The sequence below is a fragment of the Sandaracinobacteroides sp. A072 genome (genome assembly GCF_052616365.1).
In genome coordinates, this window is record NZ_JBQXGU010000001.1 from 388322 (window position 1) to 402454 (window position 14133).

Consider the following 14133-nt stretch of genomic DNA (forward strand, 5'->3'; position numbering starts at 1 on the left):
TGACCAGCGGGCGGGCCGCGCCCATATTCACGCCATGAAACGCGCCCTTCGCCTGCACCGTGTCCTTCACGGCGGACAGATCATCGCCGGTTCCTGACCCCGGCTTGCCAGGCCCCCGCAGCGTGCGGGCGCGCCCCGGCAAGACCGGGGCCTGACGCTGCCGGCCAGGCCGGCGCACCATAGAATCCGAACAGACGAACACATGCCAGCGGGCCCGCCGCACGAACTGCGCGCCTGCCTGCATGGCCATCATGGAGACCATCATGACGACAAACCGCCGCCGGGCCGCGAGGCCTGCCCTTATCCTGTCCGAATCCGAGGCCGATTCCCTCGCCGGGCTTGCCACCGATGCCGAGGACCGGGTGCCTGAAGTTGCCGAGCTGCTTCTGGGCGAAATCGAACGCGCCCGCATCGTGAAGGATGGCAGCGTCCCGCCGGGCACCGTGCGCATGGGCTCGGAAGTCGTGTTCGAGGATGAAGGCAGCGGCCGCACGCGCACCGTAACGCTGGTCTGGCCGGCAGAGGCCGACATCGCGGCCGGGCGCATCTCTGTCCTCACCCCGGTCGGGGCCGGGCTGATCGGCCTGTCGCAAGGGCAGGTCATCGACTGGCCCGACCGCGACGGTCGCAAGCGCTCGCTGAAGATCGTGTCCGTTACCCGGCCAGCCTGAGGGCCAGGCCGGATTCCGGATGGGGTCAGGCGAACTTCAGCTTCAGCTCGAGAAGGGCGAGGGCGGCGACAACCGCTTCGCCTGCCTTGTTCTTCTGCGCCGGATCGGCGCGGACCAGGGCCTGCGCCTCGTTTTCCACCGTCAATATGCCATTGCCGATGGGAAGGCCGTCGAGCGTGAGCGCCATGACAGCACGCGCGCTTTCGTTCGAGACAACCTCGAAATGATAGGTTTCCCCGCGGATGACGCAGCCGATTGCGACATAGGCATCATAGCGCCCGGTTTCCGCCGCCATGGCGATGGCGGCGGGGATTTCCAGAGCGCCCGGCACTTCCACCAGCTCATGCTGGTGGCCGCCGGCCTCGATCGCGTCGCGCGCGCCCTTCAACTGCAGGTCATAGATGTGCCGGTAGAAGCCGGCGCCGACGATGAGGATGCGGGCCATGTGCTGCCTTTCAGGGAGTGCGTTCAGGAAATGAGGGGGCGTTCGTCCACGACCCTGAGGCCATAGCCTTCGAGGCCGACATAGGACCGGCGGGATCCGGCAAGGAGGACCATGTCGGTCACGCCGAGATCGACAAGGATCTGGGCGCCCACCCCATAGTCGCGCACCTGGAAGGGCTCGCCCTGGCCCTTGGCGCGCATCTGCTGAGTCAGCCCGTCGGGGCGGGAATCGCGGATGATGACGAGGATGCCCGCGCCTTCATCGGCAATCGACTCCATGGCCTTGGAAATGAGGTTGCTGCGGCTTCCGACCTCGGCGCAGAGATCCTGGAACAGGTTGGTGACATGGACGCGTACCAGTGTCGGCTGCCCGGCTTCCACCTTGCCCTTCTGCAGCACCATATGTTCGCCGCCGTCGGCGGTGTTCACATAGGTGCGGGCAACCCAATGGCCGCCATGCTCGCTTTCGAAGCTGGCTTCGGCCGTGCAGCGCACCAGATGGTCATGCCGCATGCGATAGGCGATCAGGTCGCGGATGGTGCCGATCTTCAGCCCATGCTTGCGGGCGAAGGGAATGAGATCGTCGAGGCGGGCCATGGTGCCGTCCTCGTTCATGATCTCGCAGATCACGCCGGCGGGGTTCAGCCCGGCCAGGCGCGACACGTCGACAGCGGCCTCGGTGTGGCCGGCGCGCACCAGCACACCGCCGTTGCGGGCCACCAGCGGGAAGACATGGCCGGGCGTGACGATGTCTTCGGCGCCCTTCAGCGAATCGGTTGCAACCGCGATGGTGCGCGCCCGGTCGGCGGCGGAAATGCCCGTGGTCACGCCTTCCTTCGCTTCGATCGAGACGGTGAAGGCGGTTTCATGCCGGGTCTGGTTGGAGCGGGACATGAGCGGCAGGCCGAGCTGGTCCACCCGCGCCTTGGTCATGGCAAGGCAGATGAGGCCGCGGCCATGGGTGGCCATGAAGTTCACGGCATCAGGCGTCGCCATCTGCGCCGGGATGATCAGGTCGCCCTCATTCTCGCGGTCCTCGTCGTCGACCAGAATGTACATGCGGCCATTGCGCGCTTCGGCGATGATCTCCTCGATCGGAACCAGCGGCGAAGCGGAGGACTGGGTGAGATAGGCGTCCAGCTTCGTCAGCGTTTCGGCCGTCGGGTTCCAGTCCGGCTTGTCGAGCGCGCGCAGCGAATTGGGGTGGAGACCCGCCGCCTTTGCAAGGGCGGAACGGCTCAGGCCGGATTCGGCGAGATGGGTGCGGATTCGGTCGATGAGTTGCGTAGCCATGACCGCGCATTCTCACATTGCGATGTGAGAATCAACTCAGGCTTTCACACTGGCCTGTTGCATGCGCTGCAGGTAGCGGGCCAGCACGTCGATTTCCAGGTTCACGGCGCGGCCGGGCGCGGCATCTCCAAGGGTGGTCCAGTCCGCCGTGTGGGGGATGATGTTGAGGTGGAAGATGGCGCTGCCGTCCGGTTCGTCCTCGACAGCGTTCACCGTCAGGGAAACGCCATCGACGGCGATCGAGCCCTTGGCCGCGATAAAGGGGGCAAGGCCCGCCGGTGCGCGCACTGCCAGATGGGTCGAGCCATCCACCCGGCCCGCTTCGACGATGGTGCCGACACCGTCGACATGGCCGGTCACGATGTGCCCGCCCAGTTCGTCCCCCACCTTCAGCGACCGCTCGAGGTTGAGGCGTGCGCCTTCGGTCCACATGGCCGCCGCCGTCCGCGCGACCGATTCGGCCGAGACATCGACGGTGAAGCGCCCGCCTTGCTTCGAGGTGACGGTCAGGCACACGCCCGAGCAGGCGATCGAGGCGCCTATGGCGACCGTCGAGAGATCATAGGCCGTTTCGATGGCGATATGCAGGTCTTCGCCCGCCTTGCGGCTGACGCTGGCGATTCGCCCTATGTCGGTGATGATGCCGGTGAACATGAAGATGGCCTAGCGGCAGCGCGGGCCGACCTCAAGCCGCCCGGTGGCGGCTTTTGCATCAGGCCGCCCGGTGGCGGCGGTGGAACAGTTCGAGCAGGTCGTCACCGATGGCGCGGCGTTCCGCCAGCTCCCAGCGGCCGTGTGTTTCCGCGAGATCATGGGGGCGCAGGCCTTCCAGCCCCTGGCCGTCCCCGATCAGGATCGGTGCTCGCAGCAGCACCAGTCGGTCAACCCTGTCCGCCATCAGCAGGGCGGAGGCGAGCCGGCCGCCGCCTTCGCACAGGATGCGGTTGACGTCTCTTTCGCTGGCGATCCGGTCGAGTGCGTCGAGCGACGGGATGGCGATGAAGTCTTCCGGAACTGGGCCGGCGGTGATCACGGCGCGAAGCGGTTGCGGCCCGTCATGGCCGGGCAGCCGCACGTCGAGCCGGGGCCGGTCTGCCCGCAGCGTTCCGCCGCCCACCAGCACCATGTCGGCGCGGGCGCGCAAGCGGTGAGCATAGGCGCGCGCGGCCTCCCCCGTGATCCACTGGCTGCGGCCATCCGCCATGGCCAGCCGCCCGTCGAGCGAAAGGGCGAGCTTCAGCACGAGTTCCGGCCGGCCAGAGCCTATGCGGCCCTCGAAGCCAGCCAGTTCGATACGGGCCGCCTGTTCCAGGATTCCGATCGTCACGGCGATGCCGGCGGCGCGAAGGCGTGCAATGCCCCGGCCTTCCGTCCGGGGGTCCGGGTCTTTCATCGCGATGGAGCAGCGGGCGATTCCGGCGGCGATCAGGCTGTCGGCGCAGGCCGGGCCGCGCGGGCTTTCATGGGCGCATGGCTCCAGCGTGACATGGGCCGTGGCGCCGCGCGCCGCTTCACCCGCTTCGGCCAGCGCCACGGCTTCGGCATGGGGGCGGCCGCCATCCATGGTCCAGCCGCGGCCCACCACACGGCCGTCGCGCACCAGGATGCAGCCGACATTGGGGTTGGCGCCCGTGCGCCCGGCGCCGCGCGCGGCAAGCGCAAGGGCCGCCGCCATCCAGCGTTCGTCATCATGCCGCGCTGCGGTTGAAGTTGCCATGGGCCAGCCGGCCCCGGCTCAGCTGCTGGCCTGGCGGGCGGCGGCCCGCTCGGCCTCCAGCGCCGCCTGGCGGGCCTGTTCGGCTTCATAGGCGCGGCGGTTTTCCGCAATCTGGGCACGCAAGATATCCATCGCTTCCTCGCGCTCGTCGATGGCATCCTGTGCGGTGCGCTGGCCACTCCAGCTTTCCACATAGATGATGCGGGTCGGCACCTTGATGCCGCTGTCCATGCCCACAAGGAAGGCGGCGACGATGGTGGCCCCCATGCCCATGGCGACAAGGGCGAAGAGCTTCTTGTGCAAAGGTGCGGTCAGCACGCGCTTCAGCAGCGACTGGCGCGGCGCATTCCAGCTGAAGCCCTCGGTCCGCTCCAGTTCCCGCTTCATCAATATGGCGCGGCGGCGTGCGTCGTCATCCTCGCTCGCATGAAGGTCGGCGAAGGGGGTGGGGAGCTTGACGGCCTTGGGTTTCTTCAGCGGCATGGCGGGCCTGGAGGCGATCCTTCATCATGGGCGCGGCGCTGGCCCCGGCCGGGGAGCGCCGCCTTGCCGCCTGCATGTGGGCATTCCCGCCGTCACCCTCAATCCGCAGGGATCGAAGGTGCGGCGAAAGTGCCTCACACACGCATCGGCATCAGCACATAGAGCGCTTCCGATCCCTCGCCCTCGCGGATGAGGGTGGGCGCGGCGGCGTCGGCCATGTGGATTTCGACCGCATTGCCGGAAATCTGCGCCAGAATGTCGAGCAGGTAGCGGCTGTTGAAGCCTACGTCGAAGGCTTCGGCGGAATAGTCGGCCGGCACATCCTCGCTGGCCGTGCCGTTTTCCGCGCTGGTGACGGAAAGCGACACCCGGTCGCGGTCGAGGCCGAGCTTGACGGCGCGTGTCTTTTCGCTGGCGATCGCCGTCACCCGGTCCACGCCTTCGGCAAGCGCTGCCGGGTCGATCCTGAGCAGCCTGTCATTGGCTGTCGGGATGACGCGGCTGTAATCGGGGAAGGTGCCGTCGATCAGCTTCGAGGTGAGCACGGCTGCCCCGATGCGGAAGCGGATCTTGGACGGGCTGAGGGCGATTTCAACATCGCCGTCCCGCTCGTCGAGAAGCTTGCGCACTTCGGCTACGCATTTGCGCGGAATGATGATGTCGGGCATGCTGGCCGCGCCTTCGGGCAGGGGAATTTCAACCCGTGCCAGCCGGTGGCCATCGGTGGCGACAGCGCGCAGCGTGCCGAGACCGGCGGGTGCGTGCAGGAAGATGCCGTTCAGATAATAGCGGGTTTCTTCCGTGGAAATGGCAAAGCGCGTGCGGTCGATCAGCATCACCAGCGTTGCGGCGGGCAAGGCGAAGCTGACGGGCAGGTCGCTTTCCCCGATCACCGGGAAGTCCTCGCGCGGCAGGGTCTGGAGCTGGAAGCGGGCGCGCCCGGCCTGCACCACCATCTTCTGGCCGGTCGCGTCCAGCGTGACCTGGGCGCCATCGGGAATCTTGCGCACGATGTCGAAGAGCGTGTGCGCCGAAACGGTGGTCGCGCCGGCCGTCTCGACCGTGGCGGGGGCTTCCTCCACGATCTGGAGATCGAGGTCGGTCGCCATCAGCTTCAGCGTTTCGCCCTCGGCGGAGAGCAGCACGTTCGACAGGATGGGAATGGTGTTCCGGCGTTCGACGACCGACTGCACATGCCCCAGCGCCTTCAAGAGGGTCGCGCGCTCGACGACTAGCTTCATGCAAGCATCCTGCCTTGGTGGTTTGGCTTTCCTCTATACAGCTTGCCCCTGCCGCGCAAAGCCCGAAAGGAGAGAGGGGGTCGCCGGAGCAGTCCGCCCCGGCGACCCGCATAGGAGGCACGCAACCCGTGGCGGCCCGGACGGGCTCCGGGCAGGGCCCGGTCAGCCCCTCCGGTCAGCCCCTCCGGTCAGCCCCCGATCAACCGACGCGGATGGCCATGGCGGTTGCCTCGCCGCCGCCGATGCACAGCGACGCGACACCGGTGCCGCCGCCGCGCTTCTGCAGGGCGTGGATGAGGGTGACGATGATGCGCGCGCCCGATGCGCCGATCGGGTGGCCGAGCGCGGTCGCGCCGCCGTTCACATTCACCTTGGCATGCGGGATCGAAAGCTCCTGCATGGCCGCCATGGCGACGACGGCGAAGGCTTCGTTAACCTCGAAGAGGTCGGTGCCGGAAACGCTCCAGTCCAGCTTCTTCATCAGCTTGCCGATGGCGCTGACGGGTGCGGTGGTGAACCAGGCCGGTTCCTGTGCATGGGTGCTGTGGCCAAGGATGGTCGCGAGCGGCGAAAGGCCGCGCGCCTCGGCGGTTTCGCGCCGCATCATCACCAGGGCCGCCGCACCGTCCGAGATGCTGCTGGCATTGGCCGCCGTCACCGTGCCGCCGGGCACGAAGGCCGGCTTCAGCTGCGGGATCTTGTCGGGGCGGGCCTTGCCGGGCTGCTCGTCGATGCGGATTTCGCCTGCCTTCGTCGTCACGCCGACGATTTCCGCCTCGAAGGCGCCGGATTCGATGGCCGCCTTGCTGCGCGAAAGGCTTTCGAGGGCATAGGCATCCTGCGCCTCGCGGGTGAACTGGTACTTGCCGGCGCATTCCTCGGCGAAGGTGCCCATGGCGCGGCCCGGTTCATAGGCATCCTCGAGGCCGTCGAGGAACATATGGTCCATCACCCGGCCATGGCCCATGCGATAGCCACCGCGCGCCTTGGGCAGCAGATAGGGCGCGTTGGTCATGCTTTCCATGCCGCCGGCGGCGATGATGTCGACGCTTCCGGCCTTCAGGCTGTCGTGCGCGTCCATCGCCGCCTTCATGCCCGATCCGCACATCTTGTTGAGGGTGACGGCCGCCGTCGAAAGGTCGAGCCCGGCTTTCAGCGCCGCCTGGCGCGCCGGCGCCTGGCCCTGGCCGGCGGGCAGCACGCAGCCCATCACCACCTGCTCCACGTCGCCCGAGCCGAGCTTTGCGTCAGCGATGGTGGCCTTCAGGGCTGCCGCGCCCAGTTCGGATGCGGTGGTGTCGCGGAAATCGCCCATGAAGCCGCCCATGGCGGTGCGGCGTGCGGCAACGATGACGATATCATTGGGGGAAGTCATCTTATCAGGCTCCTGCTGGTCTGGAGGGAGAGGTGACGGAGCGCGTGAACTGCGCTCGGGTTGGTTGAAAAGCCGGCGATGCGCTCGCTCACGAGCGACCAGCCGAGCGGCCGGACGATGCCGATGGCGGCGCCATCCTCGGCCCACAGGCGTTCTGCCGCCGCGAGTGCTGCCATTCTCTCGGAAAGGCTCGGCGCGGTCCAGCTTGCTGTCAGCAGCGCATCCGCTTCGGGCAGGCAGACCCCGTGGCGGTTGGCGCCGCAGCGATTGGGAAGGAGGAAGGGCAGGGGGCTGTCGATCGCCGTCTCGACACGCACGAGGGCGAGGCTGAACGCGCCGTCGTCCACGGCCTTGCGGTGGGCGGCGGCTGGCCGGCGTTCGAGCAGCATGTCGATGCCGATGGCTGCGAAATCGGCGGCGATCGCCGTCATCAGCCGCTCTTCGGCGGGCGAGTCCGAGACCGCCACCGCCAGCTTCGGGCGCTCCGCCGCCGGTTCGATTCCGGCTTCGGCAAGCAGGCGGCGGGCTTCCTGCTGGCGGGCGGCGAAGGGCAGGGCAGCCCAGTCCGGCGGCGCGGGGGCATAGCCTGAAAGGCCGGGCGGCGTGAGGCCGGTGACCGGGGCAGCGGCCTGGCTTCCGAACTGCCCCGGCCCGAGTGCCGTGCGGTTGATCGCGAGCGACAGGGCCGTGCGGACCTGCGGATCATCGAGCGGCGGGCTCTTCTGGTTGACGAGAAGGAGAAGCGCTGCACGTGGCTGGTCGAGCCGCAGGGCTTCCCGCCTTGCCGTCACGCGCGCGGTGCCAAGACCGTCGAGCCGGCCGCCGAGCACCATGTCCGTGGCGCCGCGATTGAAGTCGCGGATGGCGACATCGGGCGTCTGCTGCTTCAGGATCACGCCGCGCACGGAAAGGCTGGCCGCATCATGATGGTCGCCATTGGCCGCCAGATGCACTTCGCCTTCGGCCAGCGGCGGATCCTCCGGGCCGGGGCGCGGGGCCGGCACATAGGCGCCGGCAAGCGCCCGGGTGCCGCGCGCGCGGATGGCGAGGTCGGGCGTGGCCAGAAGCTCGAGGATTTCCGGTTGTGGCGTGCCGAGCGCGATTTCCACGATATCGGGCAGGGGCGCCGACACGTCCGTCACGCCGGCCAGCATGTCCTTCACCTGTGGCCCGGCATGGCCAGCGCGGGCGCGCTCGATCGATTGCACCACATCGGCGGCCCTGACAGGCGCGCCGCCGGCAAAGCGTGCGTCGCGCAGGCGGAACACGATGGAAAGCCCGTCGTCCGATACCCGCCAGCTCTGGGCGAGGCCGGGGATCACACGGCCTTCCGGGTCGCGGGCGGTCAGGCCCGCCGACACGGCATCCGCCACGATCGATTCGAAGGCCTGCTCATCCACCACGCTGATCGTCAGCGGCGGTTCCTCGGCCGGTTCCGGCTGGCAGGCGGCCAGCAGCAGGGCGCAACCAATTGCGGATACAGCAGCAGTGAGAGGCCTGGATTCAGGCCCGGCAAGCCCGCGTTCGCGGGGCGGCGCATCCCGCCAGCGGCAGAAAAGGGATGAAAAAGGGACTCGCCGGGGCATGGTCCCCTCGTTCGCGCAAACAAAGGCAGGTGGCAAGCGCCGGCCGTGGTGATAAGCAGGCGCCATGCTACGCAAGTCTGACGATATCGCCGGCCTGGTGGGTGAAACGCCGCTTGTCCGCCTGAGGGGTCCTTCGGAACGCACGGGGTGCGACATCTGGGGCAAGTGCGAATTCATGAACCCGGGCGGTTCGGTGAAGGACAGGGCGGCGCTCTACATCATCCGCGATGCCGAGGCCGGCGGCGCCTTGAAACCGGGCGGCGTGATCGTGGAGGGAACGGCCGGCAACACCGGCATCGGGCTTGCCGTGATCGGCGCGAGCCTTGGCTATCGCACCATCATCGTGATGCCCGAGACGCAGAGCCAGGAAAAGAAGGATGCCTTGCGGGCGCTGGGGGCCGAGCTGGTGCTGGTGCCTGCCGCGCCCTATTCCAACCCCGGCCACTATGTGCATGTGTCGCGCCGGCTGGCGGAAGAGACGCCCGGCGCCATCTGGGCCAACCAGTTCGACAATGTCGCCAACAGGCTGGCCCATATCAAGACGACGGCGCCCGAAATCCTGGAGGCGCTTGACGGCCGGCTCGACGGTTTCATCTGCGCCGCCGGCACTGGCGGCACGGTTGCCGGCGTCGGCCTCGGCCTCAAGGCGGCGCTGCCGGATGTCGCCATCGGCCTTGCCGACCCGGACGGCGCTGCCCTCTACAGCTATTTCACCAGCGGCGAACTGAAGGCCGAAGGCAACAGCGTTGCCGAAGGCATCGGCCAGAGCCGCATCACCGCCAACCTTGATGGCGCGCCCGTCGATGTCGCCTTCCGGGTGAGTGACGCCGAGGCCTTCCCGATCCTGCACGAACTGATGGCGCGCGACGGCCTGCACCTCGGCCTTTCCAGCGCCATCAATGTTGCGGGCGCGGAAAAGCTGGCCCGCCACCTCGGGCCGGGCAAGCGCATCGTCACCATATTGTGCGACAATGGCAGCCGCTATCTTTCCACCATCTGGAACCCGGAATGGCTGAAGGCGCGCGGCCTGCCGCTGCCGCCCTGGCGCCAGCAGGGCTGAAAAAGGCAGGCTGAAAAGGCGGGCATGATGTGGGGGTCATGTCTAAACGATCGTCCCGCGCGGATCATTGCCGGCTGCCGGTTTTGAGGCCGTCGCAAGCCATGCTGGCCGGGGCTCAGGTCAAGCTGATGGCGGAGGGTTGGGCGCGGTGAGGACTGCCGGTCCCTCACAATGCGGTCATTGGCTTGCGCCAAAGCCTGCGGCGGGCAGATTCTACCGTGTCGCGCACCCATATCCATTATGCAGGCTTTGCCGCCGGTCCTCAAGTGCCGCCATATCCGGATTGGTGGTGAAGGTGCGGTGAGGACTGCCTGTCCCTCACAATTCGGTCATTGGCTCGCGCCAAAGCCTACGGTCGGCAGATTCTCCCGATCCACGCACCTTCGATTTCAGCATAGAAGAATCACCGCCAACCTTCAATCGATGTTGACCCGAACGCGCGGTCATCGATCTTTCCGAAGCGGACACCGTGGCAAAATGGTTGACGACATGGCGGCACCTGAAGTGCCCGCACCTCGACAGGGGCCGCTTCGAGGACTAGATGGGATGGCATGGATCGCGTGCGAACCGGCCTGACGGGACTTGGAGCCGTATTTCTTTTCACCCTTGCGGCATCGCTGCTGTTCGGTGGCGAGCCTTCTGCTGAATCACGGCAGGCGGCGCAGGAAAAGGCGCCCGGTGAGACCCTGGCCCAGCTGGGCGTGGCGCCGGGCAGCGAAAAGGACAAGAAGGACAAGCAGGTGCTGCCGCCAGAGCCGGCCCCTGCCACCCCCCTTGATGCCCCCCTTGGCGCCCCCCTTGATGCACCTCTGGGCCCCGATGGGTTGCCCCTCGCACCGGGGAATGGCCGGCAGCAGGAAAGCTCCGATGTCGCGGGTATCGGCAATTCCGACGGACGGGAGGTCCCTGCCGGGTCCGTGGCGGGCCCGGTGAAGGATGAAAATGGCCGCCGCCTGCTCGAGATCAACCGCAGCGGGGATCGCAGGATCGAGGTCTGAGCCTGTTTCCCCAGCTGCTCTGCCAGATGCGCCCTTTTGCTGACCCCGGCGTCTGCTGACAAGCCGGTCCCCGAACGCTAGACGGCGCCCATGTCGACACCGAAATTCGTGCTGGCGCTGCTGCTTGCGCCGCTCCTTGCCCTCGGGGCGCTCATCCTGCGCGAGTCTGCGGGGCAGGGCCGCCTGTTCCCCGGTATCGGGGATGGCGCCGACATCGCCCGGATCGAGATCGCCCATGGCGTGCAGCAGGTCGTGCTGCAACGCGCGGCCGATACCGGCGCCTGGCGCATCCTGTCGGCGGCCGACGCGCCGGGAAACGCTCCCCGCATCGAGGCCGCGCTGCGCGAGCTTGCCGCCCTGAAGGCAAGCCCCGTCGATGCGACTGCCCCGGCGCCGCGCGATCCGCTGCAACTGCGCCTGCTCGACCGCGATGGCCGCGAGCGCGCGTCTGCCGCTTTCTGGCCGGGGGCGGTGGCGCTCATGCCCTCGGGCGAGCAGCACGCCCTTAAACGCGCGCCCGCGCTGCCCGTCTGGCCTTCCGCCTGGACCAGCCTGGAGCCGCCGCACATCAGGGCTGCCTCCCTCGTTTCGGCCGAGCGGCTTACCCCCGAAGGCCCGGTGGCGCTGGATCTGGACGCCATGGTCGAACTGGGCCGGCTGCTCGAAGGGCTGACGGCACGGGATTTCATGGGCGGTGGCAGCGTGAACTGGGCCGGCGCTGCCCAGATGCGCGTGCGTCTTGCCGACGGCGCGAGCATCGACCTGCAGCAGGTGCCCGACGGGGAAGGCCGTTTTTTCCTGCGGATGACCTCGGCGGAGCGAACGGACGTGCGCATGGCGCGAAACTATGCCTTCCGCATGGCCGATCCGCTGCCCTGACTTGTGGCCCTGAGTTGTGGGACTGCGTTGCGACATTTTCACCCACAAAGTTTTCCACAGATGTTTGCACTTTTCGGCTTTTCGGCATCGTTCCGAAAAGCCGTTTCTTTTCATGATATTGCGACAGGCTGACCAAAACGGACCATAAAAGCCCATTGAAGACCCACGAAAGCCCATGCTATCCATTTTCCACAGGGGTTGGCGTGTCGCCGGCCCGTTTCCGAAGCCCTTTCCCCGCTTCGGAACGGACCGCGAAAAGACCGGCCCCGGAAAAGGGGAAGCGTCATTCGCGGGTATTTTTCAGGGACCTATGTGAACGGAATCGATGCCAAGCATCGATTGTCCGTTCCTGCGCCCCTGCGCGAGACGATCGAGGCCCGCAGCCAGACGAAGGCGCTGGTTCTGGCCCCGGCCGAACATGCCCCCTGCCTCATCGGCTATGACCTCACCTTCTTCGAGCGCATGGAACAGCGTCTCGCCGAGCAGTTCGCCGGCGATTTCGGCCCGGGGCGCAGCAACAAGGCGCGCACGCTGTTCGGCCTTTCCGAGCGCCTGAAATATGACGACACCGGCCGCATCGTCCTCACGCCGACCCTGCGCGACATGGGTGAACTTGGCGGCCAGGCCATCTTCCTCGGCGCCGGCGACTATTTCGAGCTGTGGGCGCCCGAATTGCTGCTTGAGCAGGAAGACCAGGACCCCCGCCTGCTGCGCACGGTCAAGACCCTTCTTGCCGGGAAGAGTGGGTGATGGAGGGGCTGGTCCATGTTCCCGTCCTCCTCAACGAAGTGATGGCCGCCCTCGCACTGGGGCAGGGCGATCATCTCGTCGATGGAACCTATGGCGGCGGCGGATATTCGGCGGCGGCGCTTACTGCTGGCGCGCGTGTCACCGGCTTCGATCGCGACCCGCGCACCATCGCGCGGGCATCCGGCGCCCTTGCTTCGGCGGCTGGCGCACTGCGGCTTGTCAACCGCCCCTTTTCCGCCATGGCCGACGAACTTGGCGTGGACTCGGCCGATGGCGTGGCGCTCGACCTCGGCTTTTCCTCCATCCAGATGGACGACCCGGCCTATGGCCTGTCCTTCCAGGCGGATGGCCCGCTCGACATGCGGCTTTCCGGCTCGGGCGAAAGCGCGGCCGATTTCCTGAACACGGCCGAAGAAGCCGAAATCGCCGACGTGCTCTTTCACTATGGCGAGGAGCCCGCCGCCCGCCGCATCGCCCGCGCAGTGATCGCGGCGCGCCCCCTTCACACCACGGCTGATTTCGCAGCGGTTGTCCGCCGCGTGGTGAAGGCGCCGCGCGATTCCAGGCGCGACCCGGCCACGCGCAGCTTCCAGGCTGTGCGAATCCGCGTGAACGACGAACTGAGCGAACTGGAGCGCGGCCTCGAAGCGGCCGAGGCGGTGCTGAAGCCGGGTGGCCGCCTTGCCGTCGTCAGCTTCCACAGTCTCGAGGATCGCATCGTGAAGCGCTTTCTGGCCGAGCGGTCGGGCGGTCTTCCCGGCGGTTCGCGGCACCTGCCCGAAGCCGCGCCGGGCCGCGCGCCGAGCTTCGAGCGGCCCGGGAAGGCGGTGCGCCCCTCGGAAGCCGAGGTGCAGGCCAATCCGCGGGCGCGTTCCGCCACCCTGCGCTTCGCGCGCCGCACGCCTGCGGCCGCATGGGGCAATGTTTCGCCGGACAAGACCAAGACCAAGAGGGAGAGTGCAGGATGGCGCGCATGATGACGGGGTTTGCTGCTCGCCAGGTCTGGGGGCGTGAAACCGTGGTGCGCGATTCCGGTCGCCGCGCCTGGGCTTCCACGGCCATTCTGGTGGCCGGGACGATCGCGGTGGCGATCACCAGCTACAGCCTTTCGCTGAAGGTTTCGGCCGAGCGGCGGGATACGGACCGTCTCGAACGCCAGGTGCGCGGGCTGGAAACCGACCTCAAGGCCCTGAACGCGGAACTGCGCGTGCGCATGCGCCTGCCCCAGTTGCAGCGCTGGAACGACGAGGTGCTTGGCCTCGTGCCCATTTCCGCCAGCCAGTATCTGCAGAACCCGGTGCACCTGGCCTATTATGGCAAGGCCCCTGAAGCCCGGGGCCTGCCGCAGGTGCAGCTTGCCGTGCGCGATGTCGCCGGCCCGCCCGCCACTGCCCCGGCGCCGCAACTGGTGTCGGCGGAGGTTGCCCCGGCACCGGTGGAGCGTCCCGCCATCAGGCCCGCTCCAGCCGCGCCCGCCCAGGCCGCGGCGCCTGCTGTGCGCCTCGTGTCCGCGCCGGCGCCTGTCGCCAGCCCGGCGCCCGGTCGGCCTGTCCGCCCTGCACAGGTCGCGCCCGACGATCTGCTGCGTCAGGTCGAGCTGACCTTCCAGTCCCCGCCGGGCATCGACGACTGAGCC

Annotated in this window: 15 protein-coding genes; 7 read left to right on the forward strand and 8 right to left on the reverse strand. The window is 67.8% G+C overall.

The genetic code is table 11. The features are described from left to right. Positions 1–263: 263 nt before the first annotated feature. On the forward strand, positions 264–671 hold the full coding sequence (gene rnk / locus ACUJ46_RS01870) for a nucleoside diphosphate kinase regulator (protein ID WP_445388753.1): 408 nt from the start codon (positions 264–266) through the stop codon (positions 669–671). 25 nt (positions 672–696) lie between these two features. Here the strand turns inward: rnk and ribH are convergent, their stop codons facing one another. The 8 genes from ribH to ACUJ46_RS01910 all read right to left on the reverse strand — a co-directional run bounded on the left by ribH (position 697) and on the right by ACUJ46_RS01910 (position 8810). Beyond that, on the reverse strand, positions 697–1116 hold the full coding sequence (gene ribH / locus ACUJ46_RS01875) for a 6,7-dimethyl-8-ribityllumazine synthase (protein WP_445388754.1): 420 nt from the start codon (positions 1114–1116) through the stop codon (positions 697–699). Positions 1117–1139: 23 nt separating this feature from the next. Further along, complete coding sequence (gene ribB / locus ACUJ46_RS01880; RefSeq protein ID WP_445388755.1) at positions 1140–2408, reverse strand: 3,4-dihydroxy-2-butanone-4-phosphate synthase; 1269 nt, start codon at positions 2406–2408, stop codon at positions 1140–1142. A 36-nt stretch (positions 2409–2444) separates the two neighbouring features. Further along, positions 2445–3062: a riboflavin synthase gene (locus tag ACUJ46_RS01885; protein WP_445388756.1), complete on the reverse strand. Its 618-nt coding sequence runs from the start codon at positions 3060–3062 to the stop codon at positions 2445–2447. Between the two features lie 58 nt (positions 3063–3120). Beyond that, on the reverse strand, positions 3121–4125 hold the full coding sequence (gene ribD / locus ACUJ46_RS01890) for a bifunctional diaminohydroxyphosphoribosylaminopyrimidine deaminase/5-amino-6-(5-phosphoribosylamino)uracil reductase RibD (RefSeq protein WP_445388757.1): 1005 nt from the start codon (positions 4123–4125) through the stop codon (positions 3121–3123). An 18-nt stretch (positions 4126–4143) separates the two neighbouring features. Then, a complete protein-coding gene (locus ACUJ46_RS01895) occupies positions 4144–4608 on the reverse strand; it encodes a hypothetical protein (protein WP_445388758.1) in 465 nt (154 codons plus the stop codon). A 134-nt stretch (positions 4609–4742) separates the two neighbouring features. Next, positions 4743–5849 (reverse strand): DNA polymerase III subunit beta, encoded by a 1107-nt coding sequence (gene dnaN, locus ACUJ46_RS01900; protein WP_445388759.1) that lies wholly within the window; start codon positions 5847–5849, stop codon positions 4743–4745. A gap of 199 nt (positions 5850–6048) precedes the next feature. Beyond that, the gene (locus ACUJ46_RS01905; RefSeq protein WP_445388760.1) at positions 6049–7224 is read right to left on the reverse strand and encodes an acetyl-CoA C-acyltransferase; all 1176 of its coding nucleotides are present in this window, start codon (positions 7222–7224) and stop codon (positions 6049–6051) included. After that, positions 7221–8810, reverse strand: coding sequence for an ABC transporter substrate-binding protein (locus ACUJ46_RS01910; protein WP_445388761.1), 1590 nt, complete (start codon positions 8808–8810; stop codon positions 7221–7223). Before ACUJ46_RS01910 ends, ACUJ46_RS01905 begins: the two co-directional genes overlap by 4 nt. A gap of 64 nt (positions 8811–8874) precedes the next feature. On the opposite strand from ACUJ46_RS01910, the gene ACUJ46_RS01915 reads away from it, so the two are divergent. From ACUJ46_RS01915 to ACUJ46_RS01940, 6 genes are all read left to right on the forward strand, one after another. Next, entirely contained in the window at positions 8875–9870 is a 996-nt protein-coding gene (locus ACUJ46_RS01915) for a cysteine synthase A (protein ID WP_445388762.1), read from the forward strand. Positions 9871–10421: 551 nt separating this feature from the next. After that, entirely contained in the window at positions 10422–10868 is a 447-nt protein-coding gene (locus tag ACUJ46_RS01920; protein ID WP_445388763.1) for a hypothetical protein, read from the forward strand. Positions 10869–10958: 90 nt separating this feature from the next. Further along, positions 10959–11747, forward strand: coding sequence for a hypothetical protein (locus ACUJ46_RS01925; RefSeq protein ID WP_445388764.1), 789 nt, complete (start codon positions 10959–10961; stop codon positions 11745–11747). Positions 11748–11945: 198 nt separating this feature from the next. After that, positions 11946–12497, forward strand: a complete 552-nt coding sequence (locus ACUJ46_RS01930; protein ID WP_445388765.1) for a division/cell wall cluster transcriptional repressor MraZ — start codon at positions 11946–11948, stop codon at positions 12495–12497. Then, positions 12497–13474 (forward strand): 16S rRNA (cytosine(1402)-N(4))-methyltransferase RsmH, encoded by a 978-nt coding sequence (gene rsmH, locus ACUJ46_RS01935; RefSeq protein WP_445388766.1) that lies wholly within the window; start codon positions 12497–12499, stop codon positions 13472–13474. Before ACUJ46_RS01930 ends, rsmH begins: the two co-directional genes overlap by 1 nt. Then, the gene (locus ACUJ46_RS01940) at positions 13471–14130 is read left to right on the forward strand and encodes a hypothetical protein (protein WP_445388767.1); all 660 of its coding nucleotides are present in this window, start codon (positions 13471–13473) and stop codon (positions 14128–14130) included. Before rsmH ends, ACUJ46_RS01940 begins: the two co-directional genes overlap by 4 nt. Positions 14131–14133 lie beyond the last annotated feature (3 nt).

Excerpts from the sequence above, each read along its gene's own strand:
- ACUJ46_RS01925 (WP_445388764.1), top strand. The coding sequence starts at position 10,959 with ATGTCGACACCGAAATTCGTGCTGGCGCTGCTGCTTGCGCCGCTCCTT.
- dnaN (WP_445388759.1), bottom strand. The coding sequence starts at position 5,849 with ATGAAGCTAGTCGTCGAGCGCGCGACCCTCTTGAAGGCGCTGGGGCAT.
- ribD (WP_445388757.1), bottom strand. The coding sequence starts at position 4,125 with ATGGCAACTTCAACCGCAGCGCGGCATGATGACGAACGCTGGATGGCG.
- ribH (WP_445388754.1), bottom strand. The coding sequence starts at position 1,116 with ATGGCCCGCATCCTCATCGTCGGCGCCGGCTTCTACCGGCACATCTAT.
- ribB (WP_445388755.1), bottom strand. The coding sequence starts at position 2,408 with ATGGCTACGCAACTCATCGACCGAATCCGCACCCATCTCGCCGAATCC.
- ACUJ46_RS01940 (WP_445388767.1), top strand. The coding sequence starts at position 13,471 with ATGATGACGGGGTTTGCTGCTCGCCAGGTCTGGGGGCGTGAAACCGTG.
- rnk (WP_445388753.1), top strand. The coding sequence starts at position 264 with ATGACGACAAACCGCCGCCGGGCCGCGAGGCCTGCCCTTATCCTGTCC.
- ACUJ46_RS01885 (WP_445388756.1), bottom strand. The coding sequence starts at position 3,062 with ATGTTCACCGGCATCATCACCGACATAGGGCGAATCGCCAGCGTCAGC.
- ACUJ46_RS01920 (WP_445388763.1), top strand. The coding sequence starts at position 10,422 with ATGGATCGCGTGCGAACCGGCCTGACGGGACTTGGAGCCGTATTTCTT.
- ACUJ46_RS01910 (WP_445388761.1), bottom strand. The coding sequence starts at position 8,810 with ATGCCCCGGCGAGTCCCTTTTTCATCCCTTTTCTGCCGCTGGCGGGAT.
- ACUJ46_RS01905 (WP_445388760.1), bottom strand. The coding sequence starts at position 7,224 with ATGACTTCCCCCAATGATATCGTCATCGTTGCCGCACGCCGCACCGCC.
- ACUJ46_RS01915 (WP_445388762.1), top strand. The coding sequence starts at position 8,875 with ATGCTACGCAAGTCTGACGATATCGCCGGCCTGGTGGGTGAAACGCCG.
- rsmH (WP_445388766.1), top strand. The coding sequence starts at position 12,497 with ATGGAGGGGCTGGTCCATGTTCCCGTCCTCCTCAACGAAGTGATGGCC.
- ACUJ46_RS01895 (WP_445388758.1), bottom strand. The coding sequence starts at position 4,608 with ATGCCGCTGAAGAAACCCAAGGCCGTCAAGCTCCCCACCCCCTTCGCC.